At 71.2% G+C, this 15,541-nt stretch carries 14 protein-coding genes; 2 read left to right on the top strand and 12 right to left on the bottom strand.

What is annotated here, in order from left to right; genetic code table 11:
• Window positions 1-3 precede the first annotated feature (3 nt).
• From nuoL to ACFV3R_RS32325, 12 genes are read right to left on the bottom strand one after another with little or no spacing between them, the layout of a single operon-like run.
• Entirely contained in the window at window positions 4-1,962 is a 1,959-nt protein-coding gene (nuoL, locus tag ACFV3R_RS32380) for an NADH-quinone oxidoreductase subunit L (RefSeq protein WP_385590589.1), read from the bottom strand.
• A gap of 11 nt (window positions 1,963-1,973) precedes the next feature.
• Window positions 1,974-2,273, bottom strand: coding sequence for an NADH-quinone oxidoreductase subunit NuoK (gene nuoK, locus ACFV3R_RS32375; RefSeq protein WP_385590587.1), 300 nt, complete (start codon window positions 2,271-2,273; stop codon window positions 1,974-1,976).
• Window positions 2,274-3,149 (bottom strand): NADH-quinone oxidoreductase subunit J, encoded by an 876-nt coding sequence (locus ACFV3R_RS32370; protein WP_385590611.1) that lies wholly within the window; start codon window positions 3,147-3,149, stop codon window positions 2,274-2,276.
• 23 nt (window positions 3,150-3,172) lie between these two features.
• Window positions 3,173-3,784: an NADH-quinone oxidoreductase subunit NuoI gene (gene nuoI / locus ACFV3R_RS32365; protein ID WP_385590585.1), complete on the bottom strand. Its 612-nt coding sequence runs from the start codon at window positions 3,782-3,784 to the stop codon at window positions 3,173-3,175.
• Complete coding sequence (nuoH, locus tag ACFV3R_RS32360; protein WP_385590609.1) at window positions 3,777-5,183, bottom strand: NADH-quinone oxidoreductase subunit NuoH; 1,407 nt, start codon at window positions 5,181-5,183, stop codon at window positions 3,777-3,779. Before nuoH ends, nuoI begins: the two co-directional genes overlap by 8 nt.
• Window positions 5,183-7,744, bottom strand: a complete 2,562-nt coding sequence (locus ACFV3R_RS32355) for an NADH-quinone oxidoreductase subunit G (protein WP_385590583.1) — start codon at window positions 7,742-7,744, stop codon at window positions 5,183-5,185. Before ACFV3R_RS32355 ends, nuoH begins: the two co-directional genes overlap by 1 nt.
• A complete protein-coding gene (gene nuoF, locus ACFV3R_RS32350) occupies window positions 7,741-9,114 on the bottom strand; it encodes an NADH-quinone oxidoreductase subunit NuoF (RefSeq protein ID WP_385590581.1) in 1,374 nt (457 codons plus the stop codon). Before nuoF ends, ACFV3R_RS32355 begins: the two co-directional genes overlap by 4 nt.
• The gene (gene nuoE / locus ACFV3R_RS32345; protein ID WP_385590607.1) at window positions 9,114-9,989 is read right to left on the bottom strand and encodes an NADH-quinone oxidoreductase subunit NuoE; all 876 of its coding nucleotides are present in this window, start codon (window positions 9,987-9,989) and stop codon (window positions 9,114-9,116) included. The genes nuoF and nuoE overlap by 1 nt, the downstream gene beginning before the upstream one ends.
• A gap of 35 nt (window positions 9,990-10,024) precedes the next feature.
• Window positions 10,025-11,359, bottom strand: a complete 1,335-nt coding sequence (locus ACFV3R_RS32340; RefSeq protein ID WP_385590578.1) for an NADH-quinone oxidoreductase subunit D — start codon at window positions 11,357-11,359, stop codon at window positions 10,025-10,027.
• Window positions 11,359-12,150, bottom strand: a complete 792-nt coding sequence (locus ACFV3R_RS32335) for an NADH-quinone oxidoreductase subunit C (protein WP_385590575.1) — start codon at window positions 12,148-12,150, stop codon at window positions 11,359-11,361. Before ACFV3R_RS32335 ends, ACFV3R_RS32340 begins: the two co-directional genes overlap by 1 nt.
• Window positions 12,147-12,701, bottom strand: a complete 555-nt coding sequence (locus ACFV3R_RS32330; RefSeq protein WP_385590573.1) for a NuoB/complex I 20 kDa subunit family protein — start codon at window positions 12,699-12,701, stop codon at window positions 12,147-12,149. The genes ACFV3R_RS32335 and ACFV3R_RS32330 overlap by 4 nt, the downstream gene beginning before the upstream one ends.
• 10 nt (window positions 12,702-12,711) lie before the next feature.
• Window positions 12,712-13,071: an NADH-quinone oxidoreductase subunit A gene (locus ACFV3R_RS32325; protein WP_385590571.1), complete on the bottom strand. Its 360-nt coding sequence runs from the start codon at window positions 13,069-13,071 to the stop codon at window positions 12,712-12,714.
• A 1,089-nt stretch (window positions 13,072-14,160) separates the two neighbouring features.
• On the opposite strand from ACFV3R_RS32325, the gene ACFV3R_RS32320 reads away from it, so the two are divergent.
• Window positions 14,161-14,934: a C40 family peptidase gene (locus tag ACFV3R_RS32320; protein WP_385590569.1), complete on the top strand. Its 774-nt coding sequence runs from the start codon at window positions 14,161-14,163 to the stop codon at window positions 14,932-14,934.
• Window positions 14,935-15,125: 191 nt separating this feature from the next.
• On the top strand, window positions 15,126-15,416 hold the full coding sequence (locus tag ACFV3R_RS32315) for a hypothetical protein (protein ID WP_385590567.1): 291 nt from the start codon (window positions 15,126-15,128) through the stop codon (window positions 15,414-15,416).
• The last annotated feature ends 125 nt before the right edge of the window (window positions 15,417-15,541 follow it).

Here is a 15,541-nt window from a genome sequence, read left to right as displayed (position 1 = left end):
GGCTCAGACACCCCTCATCAGCAGCGTGACGGCGATGAGGACCGCCGCACCGCCCAACATCTGCGCGGCGTAGGAGCGGGCGAAGCCGTTCTGCCAGCGCCGCATCCGGCCGGAGAGACCGCCCACCGAGGCGGCGGTGCCGTTCACCGCGCCGTCGACCAGCGCGTGGTCGAGGTAGACCAGCGTGCGGGTCAGGTGCTCTCCGCCGCGTACCAGGACGACGTGGTTGAAGTCGTCCTGCAGCAGGTCGCGGCGGGCGGCGCGGGTCAGCAGGTTGCCCCGCGGCACGGCGACCGGGACGGGCCGGCGGCCGTACTGGAGCCAGGCCAGCGCGATGCCGGCCACCATCAGCACCATCGTCGCCGCCGTCACGGCCCCCGCGGAGACCGGCGGGTTGCCCTCCTCCAGACCGGTCACCGGCTTCAGCCAATGGACGAAGGCGTCGTTGATGGAGAACAGACCGCCGGCCAGCACCGAGCCGAAGGCCAGCACGATCATGGGGATCGTCATGGACCTGGGCGACTCGTGCGGGTGCGGCTCGGCCCCCGCGCCGTGGACGGCGGCGGCCGGCTCGACCGAGGGCCGCTCCGGGGAGGGCGCGCCCTCCTGCTTGTCGGTGTGGCGCCAGCGCTCCTCACCGAAGAAGGTCATCAGCATCACGCGCGTCATGTAGTACGCGGTGAGGGCGGCGCCGAGGAGGGCCGCACCGCCGAGGATCCAGCCCTCGGTGCCGCCCCGGCCGAACGCGGCCTCGATGATCTTGTCCTTGGAGAAGAAGCCGGACAGGCCCGGGAAGCCGATGATGGCCAGGTAGCCGAGGCCGAAGGTGACGAAGGTGACCGGCATGTACTTGCGCAGGCCGCCGTAGCGGCGCATGTCCACCTCGTCGTTCATGCCGTGCATCACCGAGCCGGCCCCGAGGAACAGGCCGGCCTTGAAGAAGCCGTGGGTGACCAGGTGCATGATGGCGAACGGGTAGCCGATCGGGCCGAGGCCGGCCGCCAGCACCATGTAGCCGATCTGCGACATCGTCGAGCCGGCGAGCGCCTTCTTGATGTCGTCCTTGGCGCAACCGACGATCGCACCGAAGAGGAGCGTGACCGCGCCGACCACCACCACGGCCGTCTGGGCGTCGGGCGCCGCGTCGAAGATCGCTCCGGAGCGGGTGATGAGGTACACGCCCGCGGTGACCATGGTGGCGGCGTGGATGAGGGCGGAGACCGGGGTCGGGCCCTCCATCGCGTCCCCCAGCCAGGACTGGAGCGGCACCTGGGCGGACTTGCCGCAGGCGGCGAGCAGCAGCATCAGCCCGATCGCGGTCAGCGTCCCCTGCGAGGCGCCGTCCGCGGAGCCCAGCACCGGGGTGAAGGCGAAGGTGCCGAAGGTGGTGAAGAGCAGCATGATCGCGATCGACAGGCCGATGTCGCCGACCCGGTTGACCAGGAACGCCTTCTTGGCGGCCGTCGCCGCGCTGGGCTTGTGCTGCCAGAAGCCGATCAGCAGGTACGAGGCGAGCCCCACGCCCTCCCAGCCCGCGTACAGCAGCAGGTAGTTGTCGGCGAGGACGAGGAGCAGCATCGCCGCGAGGAAGAGGTTGAGGTAGCCGAAGAAGCGGCGCCGGCGCTCGTCGTGCGCCATGTAGCCGATCGAGTAGACGTGGATCAGCGAGCCGACGCCGGTGATCAGCAGCACGAACGTCATGGACAGCTGGTCGAGCTGGAAGGCGACGTCGGCGTGGAAGGAGTTGACCGGCACCCAGGTGAACAGGTGCTGGTGCAGGGAGCGGTCGCCCGCCCCCCGGCCGAGCATGTCACTGAAGAGGACCAGGCCGACGGCGAAGGAGACCACCGCCAGCAGGGTCCCGACCACGTGTCCCACACGGTCCAGACGCCGGCCGCCGCAGAGCAGCAGGGCCGCGCCGATCAGGGGCGCCGCGACGAGCAGCGCGATGAGGTTTTCCACAGCGCTTCCCCTTACAGCTTCATCAGACTGGCGTCGTCGACCGAGGCCGAGTGGCGCGCGCGGAAGATCGACACGATGATCGCCAGGCCCACCACGACCTCGGCGGCGGCGACGACCATCGTGAAGAAGGCGATGATCTGGCCGTCGAGGTTGCCGTGCATCCGGGAGAAGGTGACGAACGCCAGGTTGCAGGCGTTCAGCATCAACTCCACGCACATGAACACCACGATGGCGTTGCGCCGCACCAGGACGCCGGCGGCGCCGATGGTGAAGAGGAGGGCGGCGAGGTAGAGGTAGTAGACCGGATTCACTTATTTCACTCCTTCGCCGTCTCGAGCGCTGCCGGTGGGCCGCGGGGAGCGGGAGGTGGGGACGCCGGTGGGCAGTTCGCGGCGCTCCAGGCGCTCGGCGGAGCGCCGCTCCAGTGCGGCGAGCGCCGCGAGCGAGTCCTGCGAGACGTCCCGGATCTGGCCGCGCTCGCGCAGGGTCGGGTTGACGGTGAGCTCCGAGGCCGTGCCGTCGGGCAGCAGGCCGGGGACGTCGACCGCGTTGTGGCGGGCGTAGACGCCGGGCGCCGGCAGCGGCGTGACCTGGCGGCCCTCCTGGATGCGGCGCACCGCCTGCTCGCGCTGGGTGGCGGCGCGTTCGGTGCGCTCCCGGTGGGTGAGCACCATCGCGCCGACCGCCGCGGTGATCAGCAGGGCGCCGGTGATCTCGAAGGCGAAGACGTACTTGGTGAAGATCAGCGACGCCAGCCCCTGCACGTTGCCGCCGGCGTTGGCGCTGCCCAGCCCGTCGAACCGCTTGAGCGAGGCGTTGCCGATGCCGGCGATCAGCAGGATGCCGAAGCCGAGCCCGCACAGCAGGGCCAGCCAGCGCTGGCCCCGCAGCGTCTCCTTGAGCGAGTCCGCCGCCGAGACGCCGACGAGCATGACGACGAAGAGGAAGAGCATCATGACCGCGCCGGTGTAGACGACGATCTGGACGATGCCGAGGAAGTAGGCGCCGTTGGCCAGGTAGAAGACGGCCAGGATGATCATGGTGCCGGCGAGCGAGAGGGCGCTGTGGACCGCGCGGCGCATCAGCACCGTGCACAGCGCCCCGGCCACCGCCGTGATGCCCAGGATCCAGAACTGCCAGGCCTCGCCGGTGGACGTGGTGTACGCCGGGGCGGCGGCCAGGTCCATCAGGGGGCTGCCGAGCGGGCTCGTCACTGTCCCACCTCCTGCGCAGCGGGTTCGTTCTCGCCGTAGGTGCGCGCCGCGTCCTGCGGCATGTCGCCGGTGTGGACGGCCTGCTGGACGGTTCCGGGGGCGGCCTCGGTGACCAGGCCCCGGTAGTAGTCCTTCTCGGTCGTCCCCGGGTGGATGGCGTGCGGGGAGTCGACCATGCCGTCGCGCAGGCCCGCGAGCAGCTCCTCCTTGGTGTAGATGAGCGACTCGCGGGTGCGGTCGGCCAGTTCGTACTCGTTGGTCATGGTCAGCGCCCTGGTCGGGCAGGCCTCGACGCACAGGCCGCACAGGATGCAGCGCAGGTAGTTGATCTGGTAGACGCGGCCGTAGCGCTCCCCGGGCGAGTAGCGCTCCTCCTCGGTGTTGTCGGCGCCCTCGACGTAGATGGCGTCGGCGGGGCAGGCCCAGGCGCACAGTTCGCAGCCGACGCACTTCTCCAGGCCGTCGGGGTGACGGTTGAGCTGGTGGCGGCCGTGGAACCGGGGCGCGGTCTCCTTCTTCTGCTCCGGGTACTGCTCGGTGAGCCGCTTCTTGAACATGGCGCTGAACGTCACGCCGAAGCCGGCTACGGGATTCTGGAAGTCAGGCATTTCCGGCCCCCTTTCCGGTCGCGTCCGCTGTCTCGTCACCGTCACGCACAGTGTCCACCCCGCCACTGACAACCATCTCCCGCTCCCGGCGCGAAGGCCTTCGGGGCACGGGTGGCAGGGACTGGCCGGGCAGCGGCGGGACGGGGAAGCCGCCGGCCATCGGGTCGAAGGCCGGGCCGTCCGCACCCGCCGGGGCCGCGTCCTCCGCACGCTCCGCCCGCCGGAAGAAGTCCACGACGAAGGAGAGCAGGATGACGACGACCGCGGCCCCCGCCACGTACAGCAGGATGCGTTGGAAGTCGTAGCCCTCGTTGCGCAGCGCCCGCACGGTGGCCACCAGCATCAGCCAGACCATGGAGACGGGGATGAGCACCTTCCAGCCCAGCCGCATGAACTGGTCGTAGCGCACCCGTGGCAGCGTGCCGCGTAGCCAGATGAAGAAGAACAGCGAGAGCTGCACCTTGATCACGTACCAGAGCAGCGGCCACCAGCCGTGGTTGGCGCCCTCCCAGAACGTCGAGATGGGCCACGGTGCCCGCCAGCCGCCGAGGAAGAGGGTGACGGCGACCGAGGAGACGGTGACCATGTTGACGTACTCGGCCAGCATGAACATCGCGAACTTGATGGAGGAGTACTCGGTGTTGAAGCCGCCGACGAGGTCGCCCTCGGACTCCGGCATGTCGAACGGCGCCCGGTTGGTCTCGCCCACCATCGCGACGACGTAGATGATGAAGGACACCGGCAGCAGGGCCACGTACCAGGTGCCGCGCTGGCCGTCGACGATCGCCGAGGTCGACATCGACCCGGAGTAGAGGAAGACCGAGGCGAAGGCCATGCCCATGGCGATCTCGTAGGAGATCATCTGCGCGCAGGAGCGCAGGCCGCCCAGCAGCGGGTAGGTCGAGCCGGAGGACCAGCCGGCCAGCACGATGCCGTAGATGCCGATGGACGCGGTCGCCAGGATGTAGAGGACGGCGATCGGCAGGTCGGTGAGCTGCATCGCGGTGCGGTGGCCGAAGACCGAGATCTCGTTGCCGGACGGGCCGAACGGGATGACGGCGATGGCCATGAACGCGGGGATCGCGGCGACGACCGGCGCGAGGACGTAGACGAACTTGTCCGCGCGGCGGACGACGACGTCCTCCTTGAGCATCAGCTTCACGCCGTCCGCGAGGGACTGGAGCATGCCCCAGGGCCCGTGGCGGTTGGGGCCGATGCGCAGCTGCATCCAGGCGACGACCTTGCGCTCCCAGACGATGGAGAAGAGCACCGTGACCATCAGGAACGCGAAGCAGAACACCGCCTTGACCACGACGAGCCACCACGGGTCGGTGCCGAAGACCGACAGGTCCTCCGCACCGAGGGTGACCGTGCCGGCGGCGGGGGTGAGGCCGGTCATCATGCGTCCACCTCCTTGTCGGTGACCGTGTCGGTCGGGTTCTTCGCGGCGGGCGCCGGGCCGGCCGGGGCGATCCGGACGAGGTCGCCGGGCCGGGCCGCGAGGTCGGCGGCGATGCCGCGGCCGGTGGAGCGCAGCGGCAGCCACACCACCCGGTTCGGCATCGGCGTGACCTGGAGCGGCAGCGTCACGGTCCCGGCCGCTCCGGTGACGGTGAGCGGCGCGCCCTCGCGGGCGCCGATCTCGGCGGCGGTCGCGGGCGAGAGGCGGGCGACGGCGGGGTGCCGGGTGCCGGCCAGCGCCTCGTCCCCGTCCTGGAGCCGGCCCTCGTCCAGCAGCAGCCGGTGGCCGGCGAGCACGGCCTCGCCCTCGCCGGTGGCCCGCAGCGGCCGGCCGCTCGCCATCGGGCCGGTGGCGCGGGGGCCCGACCAGCCGCCGAGGCGGTCCAGTTCGGCGCGGGCGGCGCGCAGGTCGGGCAGGCCGAGGGTGCCGTCCCACGGGGAGTCGGGCACGCCCGCCATGGCGTCGGCGAGCATGTGCAGGACGCGGACGTCGGACTGGAGGTGGCGCCGGGTCATCTGGTCGGGCTTGAGTGCGGCCTCGAACAGCCGGATGCGGCCCTCCCAGTTGAGGAAGGTTCCGGCCTTCTCGGCGACGGCCGCCACCGGGAGCACCACGTCGGCGCGGGCGGTGACCGCCGAGGGCCGCAGTTCCAGGCTGACCAGGAACGGCACGGCGTCCAGGGCGCGCAGCGCCGCCGCGGGGTCGGGCAGGTCGTCGGGGTCGACGCCGCCGACCAGCAGGGCGCCCAGCGCACCGCTGAGTGCGGCGTCCAGGATCTGCCCGGTGGTGCGGCCGTGGCCGTGGGGGAGGTCGGTGATGCCCCAGGCCTCGGCGACCTCGGCGCGTGCCCGGGGGTCGGTCACCGGACGGCCGCCGGGCAGCAGGTCGGGCAGCGCGCCGGCCTCCACGGCCCCGCGGTCCCCGGCCCGCCGGGGGACCCACGCCAGGTGGGCGCCGGTGGCGGTGGCGAGGCGGACGGCGGCGGTGAGCCCGCCGGGTACGCCGGCCAGGCGCTCGCCGACGAGGACGACGGCGCCCTCGGTGCGCAGCGCCTCGGCCGCGGCCCGGCCGTCCTCCTCCAGGCCGACGCCGCCGGCCAGTGCGTCCAGCCACTCGGTCTCGGTGCCGGGGGCGGCGGGGAGCAGCACGCCGCCGGCCTTGGCGAGGCCGCGGGAGGCGTGCGAGGCGAGTCCGTACAGGCGCTGGCCGTGCTTGCGGTGGGCCTTGCGCAGCCGCAGGAAGACGCCGGGCGCCTCCTCCTCGGCCTCCAGGCCGACCAGCAGGACGGCGGGTGCCTTCTCCAGTGAGGTGTGGGTGACGCCGGTGCCGTCCAGGTCGACGCCCCGGCCGGCGACGTGCGCGGCGAGGAACTCGCCTTCTTCCGCGCTGTGTTCGCGGGCGCGGAAGTCGACGTCGTGGGTGGCCAGGGCGGTCCGTGCGAACTTGGCGTAAGCGTAGGCGTCCTCGACGGTGAGTCGGCCGCCGGCCAGCACACCGGTCCGGCCGCGGGCGGCCACCAGGCCCCGGGCGGCGGCCGCGAGCGCCTCGGGCCAGCTCGCCGGGGCCAGCTCACCGGACTCGGCGTCGCGCACCAGCGGGGTGGTGAGGCGGTCGGGCAGCTGCGCGTAGCGGAAGGCGAACCTTCCCTTGTCGCACAGCCACTCCTCGTTGACCTCGGGCTCGTTGGCGGCCAGGCGGCGCATGACCTTGCCGCGCCGGTGGTCGGTGCGGGTGGCGCAGCCGCCGGCGCAGTGCTCGCACACCGACGGCGAGGAGACCAGGTCGAAGGGGCGGGAGCGGAACCGGTAGGCGGCGGAGGTGAGGGCGCCGACCGGGCAGATCTGGATGGTGTTGCCGGAGAAGTAGGACTGGAAGGGGTCACCCTCGCCGATGCCGACCTGCTGGAGCGCGCCCCGCTCGGTCAGCTCGATCATCGGGTCGCCCGCGATCTGGTTCGAGAAGCGGGTGCAGCGGGCGCACAGCACGCAGCGTTCGCGGTCCAGCAGTACCTGCGTGGAGATGGGGACGGGCTTGGCGAAGGTGCGCTTGCGACCCTCGAACCGGGACTCGGCCGCCCCGGTGGACATGGCCTGGTTCTGCAGGGGGCACTCGCCGCCCTTGTCGCAGACCGGGCAGTCCAGCGGGTGGTTGATGAGCAGCAGCTCCATCACGCCGCGCTGCGACTTCTCGGCGGCCTGGCTGGTCAGCTGCGTCTTGACGACCATGCCGTCGGTGCAGGTGATGGTGCAGGAGGCCATCGGCTTGCGCTGGCCCTCGACCTCGACGATGCACTGGCGGCAGGCGCCGGCCGGGTCGAGCAGCGGGTGGTCGCAGAAGCGCGGGATCTCGATGCCGAGGAGTTCGGCGGCCCGGATGACCAGTGTCCCCTTGGGGACGGAGATCTCGATGCCGTCGATGGTCAGGGACACCAGGTCCTCGGGCGGTACCGGGCTCTTCCCGCCCCCTTGGGCGTTGGGCGCGGTGGGGGTGACGGTCATGCCTTCACCTCCAGGGTTGCGTCGGGGTTCTCGGGGGCGTCGGCCCAGGCGGTGGAGCGGGCCGGGTCGAAGGGGCAGCCGCCGCCGGTGACGTGCTGCTCGTACTCCTCGCGGAAGTACTTCATCGAGGAGAAGATCGGCGAGGCGGCACCGTCGCCGAGGGCGCAGAAGGACTTGCCGTTGATGTTGTCGGCGATGTCGGTGAGCTTGTCGAGGTCGTCCATCGAGCCCTTGCCGGCCTCGATGTCGCGCAGCAGCTGGACGAGCCAGTAGGTGCCCTCGCGGCAGGGGGTGCACTTGCCGCAGGACTCGTGGGCGTAGAACTCCGTCCAGCGGGTGACGGCCCGCACCACGCAGGTCGTCTCGTCGAAGCACTGGAGCGCCTTGGTGCCGAGCATGGAGCCGGCGGCGCCGACGCCCTCGTAGTCCAGGGGGACGTCGAGGTGTTCGTCGGTGAACATCGGGGTGGAGGAGCCGCCCGGCGTCCAGAACTTCAGCCGGTGGCCGGGCCGCATGCCTCCGCTCATGTCGAGCAGCTGCCGCAGGGTGATGCCCAGCGGCGCCTCGAACTGGCCGGGGTTGGCGACGTGGCCGCTGAGCGAGTACAGCGTGAACCCGGGCGACTTCTCGGTGCCCATGGAGCGGAACCACTCCTTGCCGCGGGCCATGATGGCGGGAACCGAGGCGATGGATTCGACGTTGTTCACCACAGTGGGGCACGCGTACAGGCCGGCGACCGCGGGGAAGGGCGGGCGCAGCCGGGGCTGGCCGCGGCGGCCCTCCAGGGAGTCCAGCAGGGCGGTCTCCTCGCCGCAGATGTACGCGCCGGCGCCGGCGTGGACGGTCACGGTGAGGTCCAGCCCGGAGCCGAGGATGTTCTCGCCGAGGTAGCCCGCCTCCTGCGCCTCCCGCACGGCCTCGTGGAGGCGGCGCAGCACGGGCACGACCTCACCGCGGAGGTAGATGAAGGCGTGCGAGGAGCGGATCGCGTGGCAGGCGATGACGATGCCCTCGATGAGGGAGTGCGGGTTGGCGAAGAGCAGCGGGATGTCCTTGCAGGTCCCGGGCTCCGACTCGTCGGCGTTGACGACGAGGTAGTGCGGCTTGCCGTCGCCCTGCGGGATGAACTGCCACTTCATGCCGGTGGGGAAGCCCGCGCCGCCGCGGCCGCGCAGGCCGGAGTCCTTGACGTAGGCGATGACGTCGTCGGGGTCCATGGCGAGGGCCTTGCGCATGCCCTCGTAGCCGCCGTGCCGTCGGTAGGTCTCCAGCGTCCAGGCGTGCGGCTGGTCCCAGAACGCGGACAGGACGGGCGAGAGCAGCTTCTCGGGACTGCTGCTGGACTCGGGTACCTCGGTGGCCACGCTCATCACTCCCCCTCCTCGGTGGCAGGTCCTGACTGGGTGTCGGGGGTGGTGCCGGGGCCGCGGTCGGGCGCGGGCGGCGCGGGGTGGTGCGGGTCGGAGGCGGAGGTCTGCTCCGGCTCGTCGTGGGAGCTGGGGTGGGTGGCCGCCGCCTCGTCGTGCGCCGAGGGCTGGTCCTGGACGGGGAAGGAGGACCGCGGCGAGACGACGCGGCTCGGCGGTGCCTCGCCCTTGGCCAGGCGCAGGCCGAGCAGGGAGGGGTCGCCCGCGGGGCCGGTGGCCTCGACGGCGCCGGGCCGCTGGTCGGGGAACCCGGCGAGGATGCGGGCGGTCTCCTTGTACGTGCACAGCGGGGCGCCGCGGGTGGGCTGCACGGGGCGGCCGGCGCGGAGGTCGTCGACCAGGCGGCGGGCCGACTCGGGCGTCTGGTTGTCAAAGAACTCCCAGTTGACCATCACCACGGGGGCGAAGTCGCAGGCCGCGTTGCACTCGATGTGTTCGAGGGTGACCTTGCCGTCCTCGGTGGTCTCGCCGTTGCCGACGCCGAGGTGGTCCTGGAGCTGTTCGAAGATGGCGTCGCCGCCCATGACGGCGCACAGGGTGTTGGTGCACACCCCGACCTGGTAGTCGCCGGAGGGCTTGCGGCGGTACATGGAGTAGAAGGTGGACACCGCGGTGACCTCGGCGGTCGTCAGACCCAGCACCTCGGCGCAGAACCGGATGCCGCTGCGGGTGACGTGGCCCTCCTCGGCCTGCACCAGGTGCAGCAGCGGCAGCAGCGCGGAGCGGGAGTCGGGGTAGCGGGCCACGATCTCGGCGGCGTCCGCGTCGAGCCGGGTGCGGACCTCGGCGGGGTAGTCGGGCGCCGGCAGCTCGGGCATGCCGAGCTCCACCCCCTGGTTGCCTGGTGTGGCGGTCACCGGTCGACGCCTCCCATCACGGGGTCGATGGACGCGACGGCGACGATGACGTCGGCGACCTGGCCGCCCTCGCACATCGCCGCCATGGCCTGGAGATTGGTGAAGGACGGATCGCGGAAGTGGATGCGGTAGGGCCGGGTGCCGCCGTCGCTGACGGCGTGGACACCCAGTTCGCCCTTGGGGGACTCCACCGCCGCGTAGGCCTGGCCGGGCGGGACCCGGAAGCCCTCGGTGACCAGCTTGAAGTGGTGGATGAGCGCCTCCATCGAGGTGCCCATGATCTTCTTGATGTGGTCCAGGGAGTTGCCGAGGCCGTCGGGGCCGACCGCGAGCTGCGCGGGCCAGGCGATCTTCTTGTCGCCGACCATGACCGGGCCGGGCTCCAGCCGGTCCAGGCACTGCTCGATGATGTGCAGGCTCTGCCGCATCTCCTCCAGCCGGATCAGGAAGCGGCCGTAGGCGTCGCAGGTGTCCTCGGTCGGGACCTCGAAGTCGTAGGTCTCGTACCCGCAGTAGGGCTGGGCCTTGCGCAGGTCGTGCGGCAGGCCGGCGGAGCGCAGGATGGGGCCGGTGGCTCCGGTGGCCATGCAGCCGGCGAGGTCGAGGTAGCCGATGCCGACCATGCGCCCCTTGAACACCGGGTTGCCGGTGGCGAGCTTGTCGTACTCGTCGAGGTTCTTGCGCATGGTCTTCAGGAAGGCGCGGACCTGCTCGACGGTACCGGCCGGCAGGTCCTGGGAGAGTCCGCCGGGCCGCACGTAGGCGTGGTTCATCCGCAGGCCGGTGATCAACTCGTACAGGTCCAGGACGAGTTCGCGGTCCCGGAAGCCGTAGATCATGATCGTGGTGGCGCCCAGCTCCATGCCGCCGGTGGCGATGGCCACCAGGTGGGAGGAGATGCGGTTGAGCTCCATCATCATCACGCGGATGACGCTGGCCCGGTCGGGGATGTCCGCCTCGATGCCGAGCAGCTTCTCCACCGCCAGGCAGTACGCCGTCTCGTTGTGGAACGGCGTGAGGTAGTCCATGCGCGTGACGAAGGTGGTGCCCTGCGTCCAGGTGCGGTACTCGAGGTTCTTCTCGATGCCGGTGTGCAGGTAGCCGATGCCGCACCGGGCCTCGGTCACCGTCTCGCCGTCGATCTCCAGGATGAGCCGGAGCACGCCGTGGGTGGAGGGGTGCTGGGGGCCCATGTTGACGACGATGCGCTCGTCGTCGGCCTTGACCGCGGCCTCGGCGACCTCGTCCCAGTCGCCGCCGGTGACGTTGTAGACGGTTCCCTCGGTCGTCTCGCGCCCGACCGTCTCACGGGGATTGGTGTACGTGGACATCAGGTGTACGACCTCCGCTGGTCGGGAGCCGGGATCTGGGCGCCCTTGTACTCGACGGGGATGCCGCCGAGTGGGTAGTCCTTGCGCTGCGGGAAGCCCTGCCAGTCGTCGGGCATCATGATCCGCGTCAGGGCGGGGTGGCCGTCGAAGACGAGGCCGAAGAAGTCGTAGACCTCGCGCTCGTGCCAGTCGTTGGTCGGGTAGACGGCGACCAGCGAGGGCACGTGCGGGTCGGCGTCGGGCGCCGAGACCTCCAGCCGGATCAGCCGGTTGTGGGTGATCGAGCGCAGGTGGTAGACGGCGTGCAGCTCGCGGCCCGCGTCGCCGGGGAAGTGCACGGCGCTGACGCCGGTGCACAGTTCGAAGCGGAGCGCGGGGTCGTCGCGCAGGGTGCGGGCGACGGTCGGCAGGAAGTCCCGCTCGATGTGGAAGGTGATCTCGTCCCGGTCGACGACGGTCTTGCCGATGACGTCCTCGGGGACCAGCCCCTGTTCCTCCAGGGCGCCCTCCAGCTCGTCGGCGACCTCGTCGAACCAGCCGCCGTAGGGCCGGTTCGCCGCCCCGGGCAGCCGCACGCTGCGGACCAGCCCGCCGTAACCACTGGTGTCACCACCGTTGTTGGCGCCGAACATGCCGCGCCGCACGCCGATGACCTCACCGGCGTCGCCGCGCTGGCCGGGGAGGTTCTGGGCCTGGACGTCGAGGTCGGGGTTGGGGCCGCCCGGCTGCTGCGCGCGCTCGGGGGGCTCGGGCTTCTCGCCGCCGGCCTCGGGCTTCTTCTGCTCGCTCATCGCAGCAGCCCCTTCATCTCGATCGTCGGGAGCGCCTTGAGGGCCGCCTCCTCCGCCTCACGGGCTGCTTCCCGCGCGTTGACGCCGAGCTTGGTGCCCTGGATCTTCTCGTGCAGCTTGAGGATGGCGTCCATGAGCATCTCGGGGCGCGGCGGGCAGCCGGGCAGGTAGATGTCGACGGGGACGATGTGGTCGACGCCCTGCACGATCGCGTAGTTGTTGAACATGCCGCCCGAGGAGGCGCAGACGCCCATGGAGATGACCCACTTGGGGTCGGGCATCTGGTCGTAGACCTGGCGCAGCACCGGCGCCATCTTCTGGCTGACCCGGCCCGCGACGATCATCAGGTCGGCCTGGCGCGGGGAACCGCGGAAGACCTCCATGCCGAAGCGGGCGAGGTCGTAGCGGCCCGCGCCCGTCGTCATCATCTCGATCGCGCAGCAGGCGAGGCCGAAGGTGGCGGGGAAGACGGAGGACTTCCGCACCCAGCCGGCGGCCTGTTCGACGGTGGTCAGCGCGAAGCCGCTGGGCAGTTTCTCTTCAAGTCCCATGGTCTGCTCCCTAGTCCCATTCCAGGCCGCCGCGCCGCCACACGTAGGCGTAGGCGACGAAGACGGTGAGCGCGAAGAGGAGCATCTCGACGAGCCCGAAGATCCCGAGGGCGTCGAAGGTGACGGCCCAGGGGTAGAGGAAGACGATCTCGATGTCGAAGACGATGAAGAGCATCGCCGTCAGGTAGTACTTGATGGGGAAACGGCCACCGCCGGACGGTTGCGGCGTCGGCTCGATCCCGCATTCGTACGCCTCGAGCTTGGCCCGGTTGTAGCGCCTGGGCCCGACGAGGGTGGCCATCACGACGGAGAAGATCGCAAAGCCTGCCCCTAGGGCTCCCAGTACGAGGATGGGCGCGTAAGCGTTCACCGTCCTCGCTCCCTTCAGTCGACGATGACTGGTTGGCGGTCGTGGTGCGGGTGGTGCGGGTGGTGCCGTGCGGCGCGCGGTCGGACGGTGGCCCGCCCGCGTCGCCACGTGCTCGCCCGGGCACGGCCGGCCGCCTCACCCCGTCCGCCCGCGCGCGGTTCTCGCGCGGGCGTCCGGTCTTCCGTGGCCGGCGCAACCCAGGGGTTCACGCACCTCGAACCCGTTCGCCGCCCCTGAGTTCGCGCTCATGTGAGGCAGTTCACAAGCCCGAGTCGCCTGCATACTATGCCTGTCCGTCTGTGATCTGCGACACGGGGTACAGCGCCGTCTTTGTGATCTTCACCACCCGGACGGTCCGCGCGCGGTCCGCGCGGCGGGTGATCATCCACGCCGCGCCAGGGGAAGATCACTCAAGGTCGCAGATGGGGGCGTTTGCGCTGGTAGCAGCAGCATCGCCATTATCAAGTGAGGGCACTCGGGGGCAAATTCGCCCTGGACGTCGCCGCCTGCTAGTCGCGGCGGGCCCCGGGAGGCCGAGTTGACGCCCCGTCCGCACCGCGGCGGAGGCGCACCCACCACCTCGCTCGTGCATGCGTTCACGAGCCCCCGGCGGGCGCCACCGGACGCCACCTCCACCGGGGGCCGCTCCCCCACTCCGCAACCTCGCGCACGAATCGTCCGGTTCGCCCGCGGATGCGCCACAGGGGACGCCGGCCTGAGGCAGCCTCAGACCGGGGAGACCCACCCCACCGCATGACGCCGCCGACCGTCCCCCGTTCACTCGCCTCTCACAAGATCGGCACTCGGTTCGTCACGAGCCGGTAACAGTGACGCTGCTCACCCACTCCCCCGGAGCGTCGCAGTCCGCTTGTGCGCGAACTCGACAGAAGACCACTGGAGGTGGTAGGCGCACGGAGCCCTTCATGCGTCCGCAAATCCCATGCCCAGGTGCATGATCGCGGAATTCGGACACCGTCACGGAGACCCTGCGGCGTCACATTGCCCGGTTTGTTCATCGCGTACGCGTCAAGTGTGGCGGACGCCACGACAGTTGGCAGCCTCCTGCGGCTCCTGATAGCCGTTGGACCCATGTCCCCGAACGCACTCATACCCAGCCACCGGAAGCCTCGCCGCTCCGCGCCTTCACGGGCCCTGCGCGCGGGCGTCACAACCGGCGTCTTCACCTTCGCCGTGGCGGGCGCGACGATCCCCGCACACGCGGAGAAGCCCGCGACGGAGACCCAGGAAATGCCGACCATCGCGGACGCGCTGGCAGGCTCCAACGCCAAGAGCGTGGACTCCACGCAGCAGGTCGCCCTGGACTATGAGCGCCAGGCGGTCCAGGACGCCGCCACCTCCCACGCGGTGAAGGCGGCGCACGAGGCCAAGGACAAGGCCGAGGCGAAGGCCAAGGCCGAAGCGAAGAAGAAGGCGGAGGAGGCCCGCAAGCGCGCGGAGGCCGCCTCCCGCTCCTCCGAGCGCACCACGCTCAGCAGCTCCCTGGGCTCCGGCTCCACCGCCACCCTGGTCAGCTTCCTCCAGGCGCAGATCGGCAAGAGCTACGTCATGGGCGCCTCCGGCCCGTCCTCCTACGACTGCTCCAGCCTCGTGCAGGCCGCTTTCAAGCAGATCGGCGTGGACCTGCCCCGCGTCTCCCAGGACCAGTCCACCCAGGGCACCCAGGTCGGTCTGGACAACCTCCAGGTCGGCGACATCCTCTACTGGGGCAGCGCCGGCAGCGCCTACCACGTCGCGGTCTACGTCGGCGGCGGCGAGTTCATCGGCGCCCAGAACCCCAGCACCGGCATCGTCAAGAAGCCGCTGAGCTACAGCGAGCCCACGGGCGCCGTCCGGGTCCTGTGACCCGTCCCTCGGCCGCCTGACGCGCCGCACCACCCGTCCGTCCTCCAGGGGCCGCACCTCCCACCGCTCGGGAGGGGCGGCCCCTGCGGCTGCTCCGGCCCCGCCGCGCCCCACCGCGGGGGCGGACCGTGGACTCACCGCTCCGGCAGACTCCATGGGACGGATGGACGGATGGACGGATGGATGGACGGATGGACGGGCGGACGGGCGGACGGGCGGACGGCGGGACTGCGAACGGACGGACAGGCGGACGGTGGGCCTGCTGGCGGGCGCCGCCTGCGTCGTCCTGTGCGTCCGCTGTCACGGCTCCGGCCGCCGCGGCGGGGCACGAAGGGCTTCCGGGGGCCCTGGGCGGCCTCGCGGCCGTCCTCGCCCTCCTCGCCGGCTTCGCCGCGCTCCTCGACGTCCTCCTGGTGTGGCTGACCCTCCAGGGCGCCCTCGAAGCGGCTGCCGAGCACTACCGGTACTTCCGCGAGGGCTGAGCGAACGCACCGGCGCGCCGGGCCCGGGGGGGTACCCGGGGCGGGGGCCCGGCGCCCGGGCCGGGCGGCCCGGGGGGCCACCAGTGGGCTTTCAAGAAAAAAAAAAAATAGCTGCCGCCCAAATG

The organism is Streptomyces sp. NPDC059740 (assembly GCF_042733155.1).
In the GTDB taxonomy this organism is placed as follows: Bacteria; Actinomycetota; Actinomycetes; order Streptomycetales; family Streptomycetaceae; genus Streptomyces.
The sequence above is the reverse complement of the archived record's forward strand: the minus strand, read 5'-3'. Positions and strand labels throughout refer to the sequence as shown.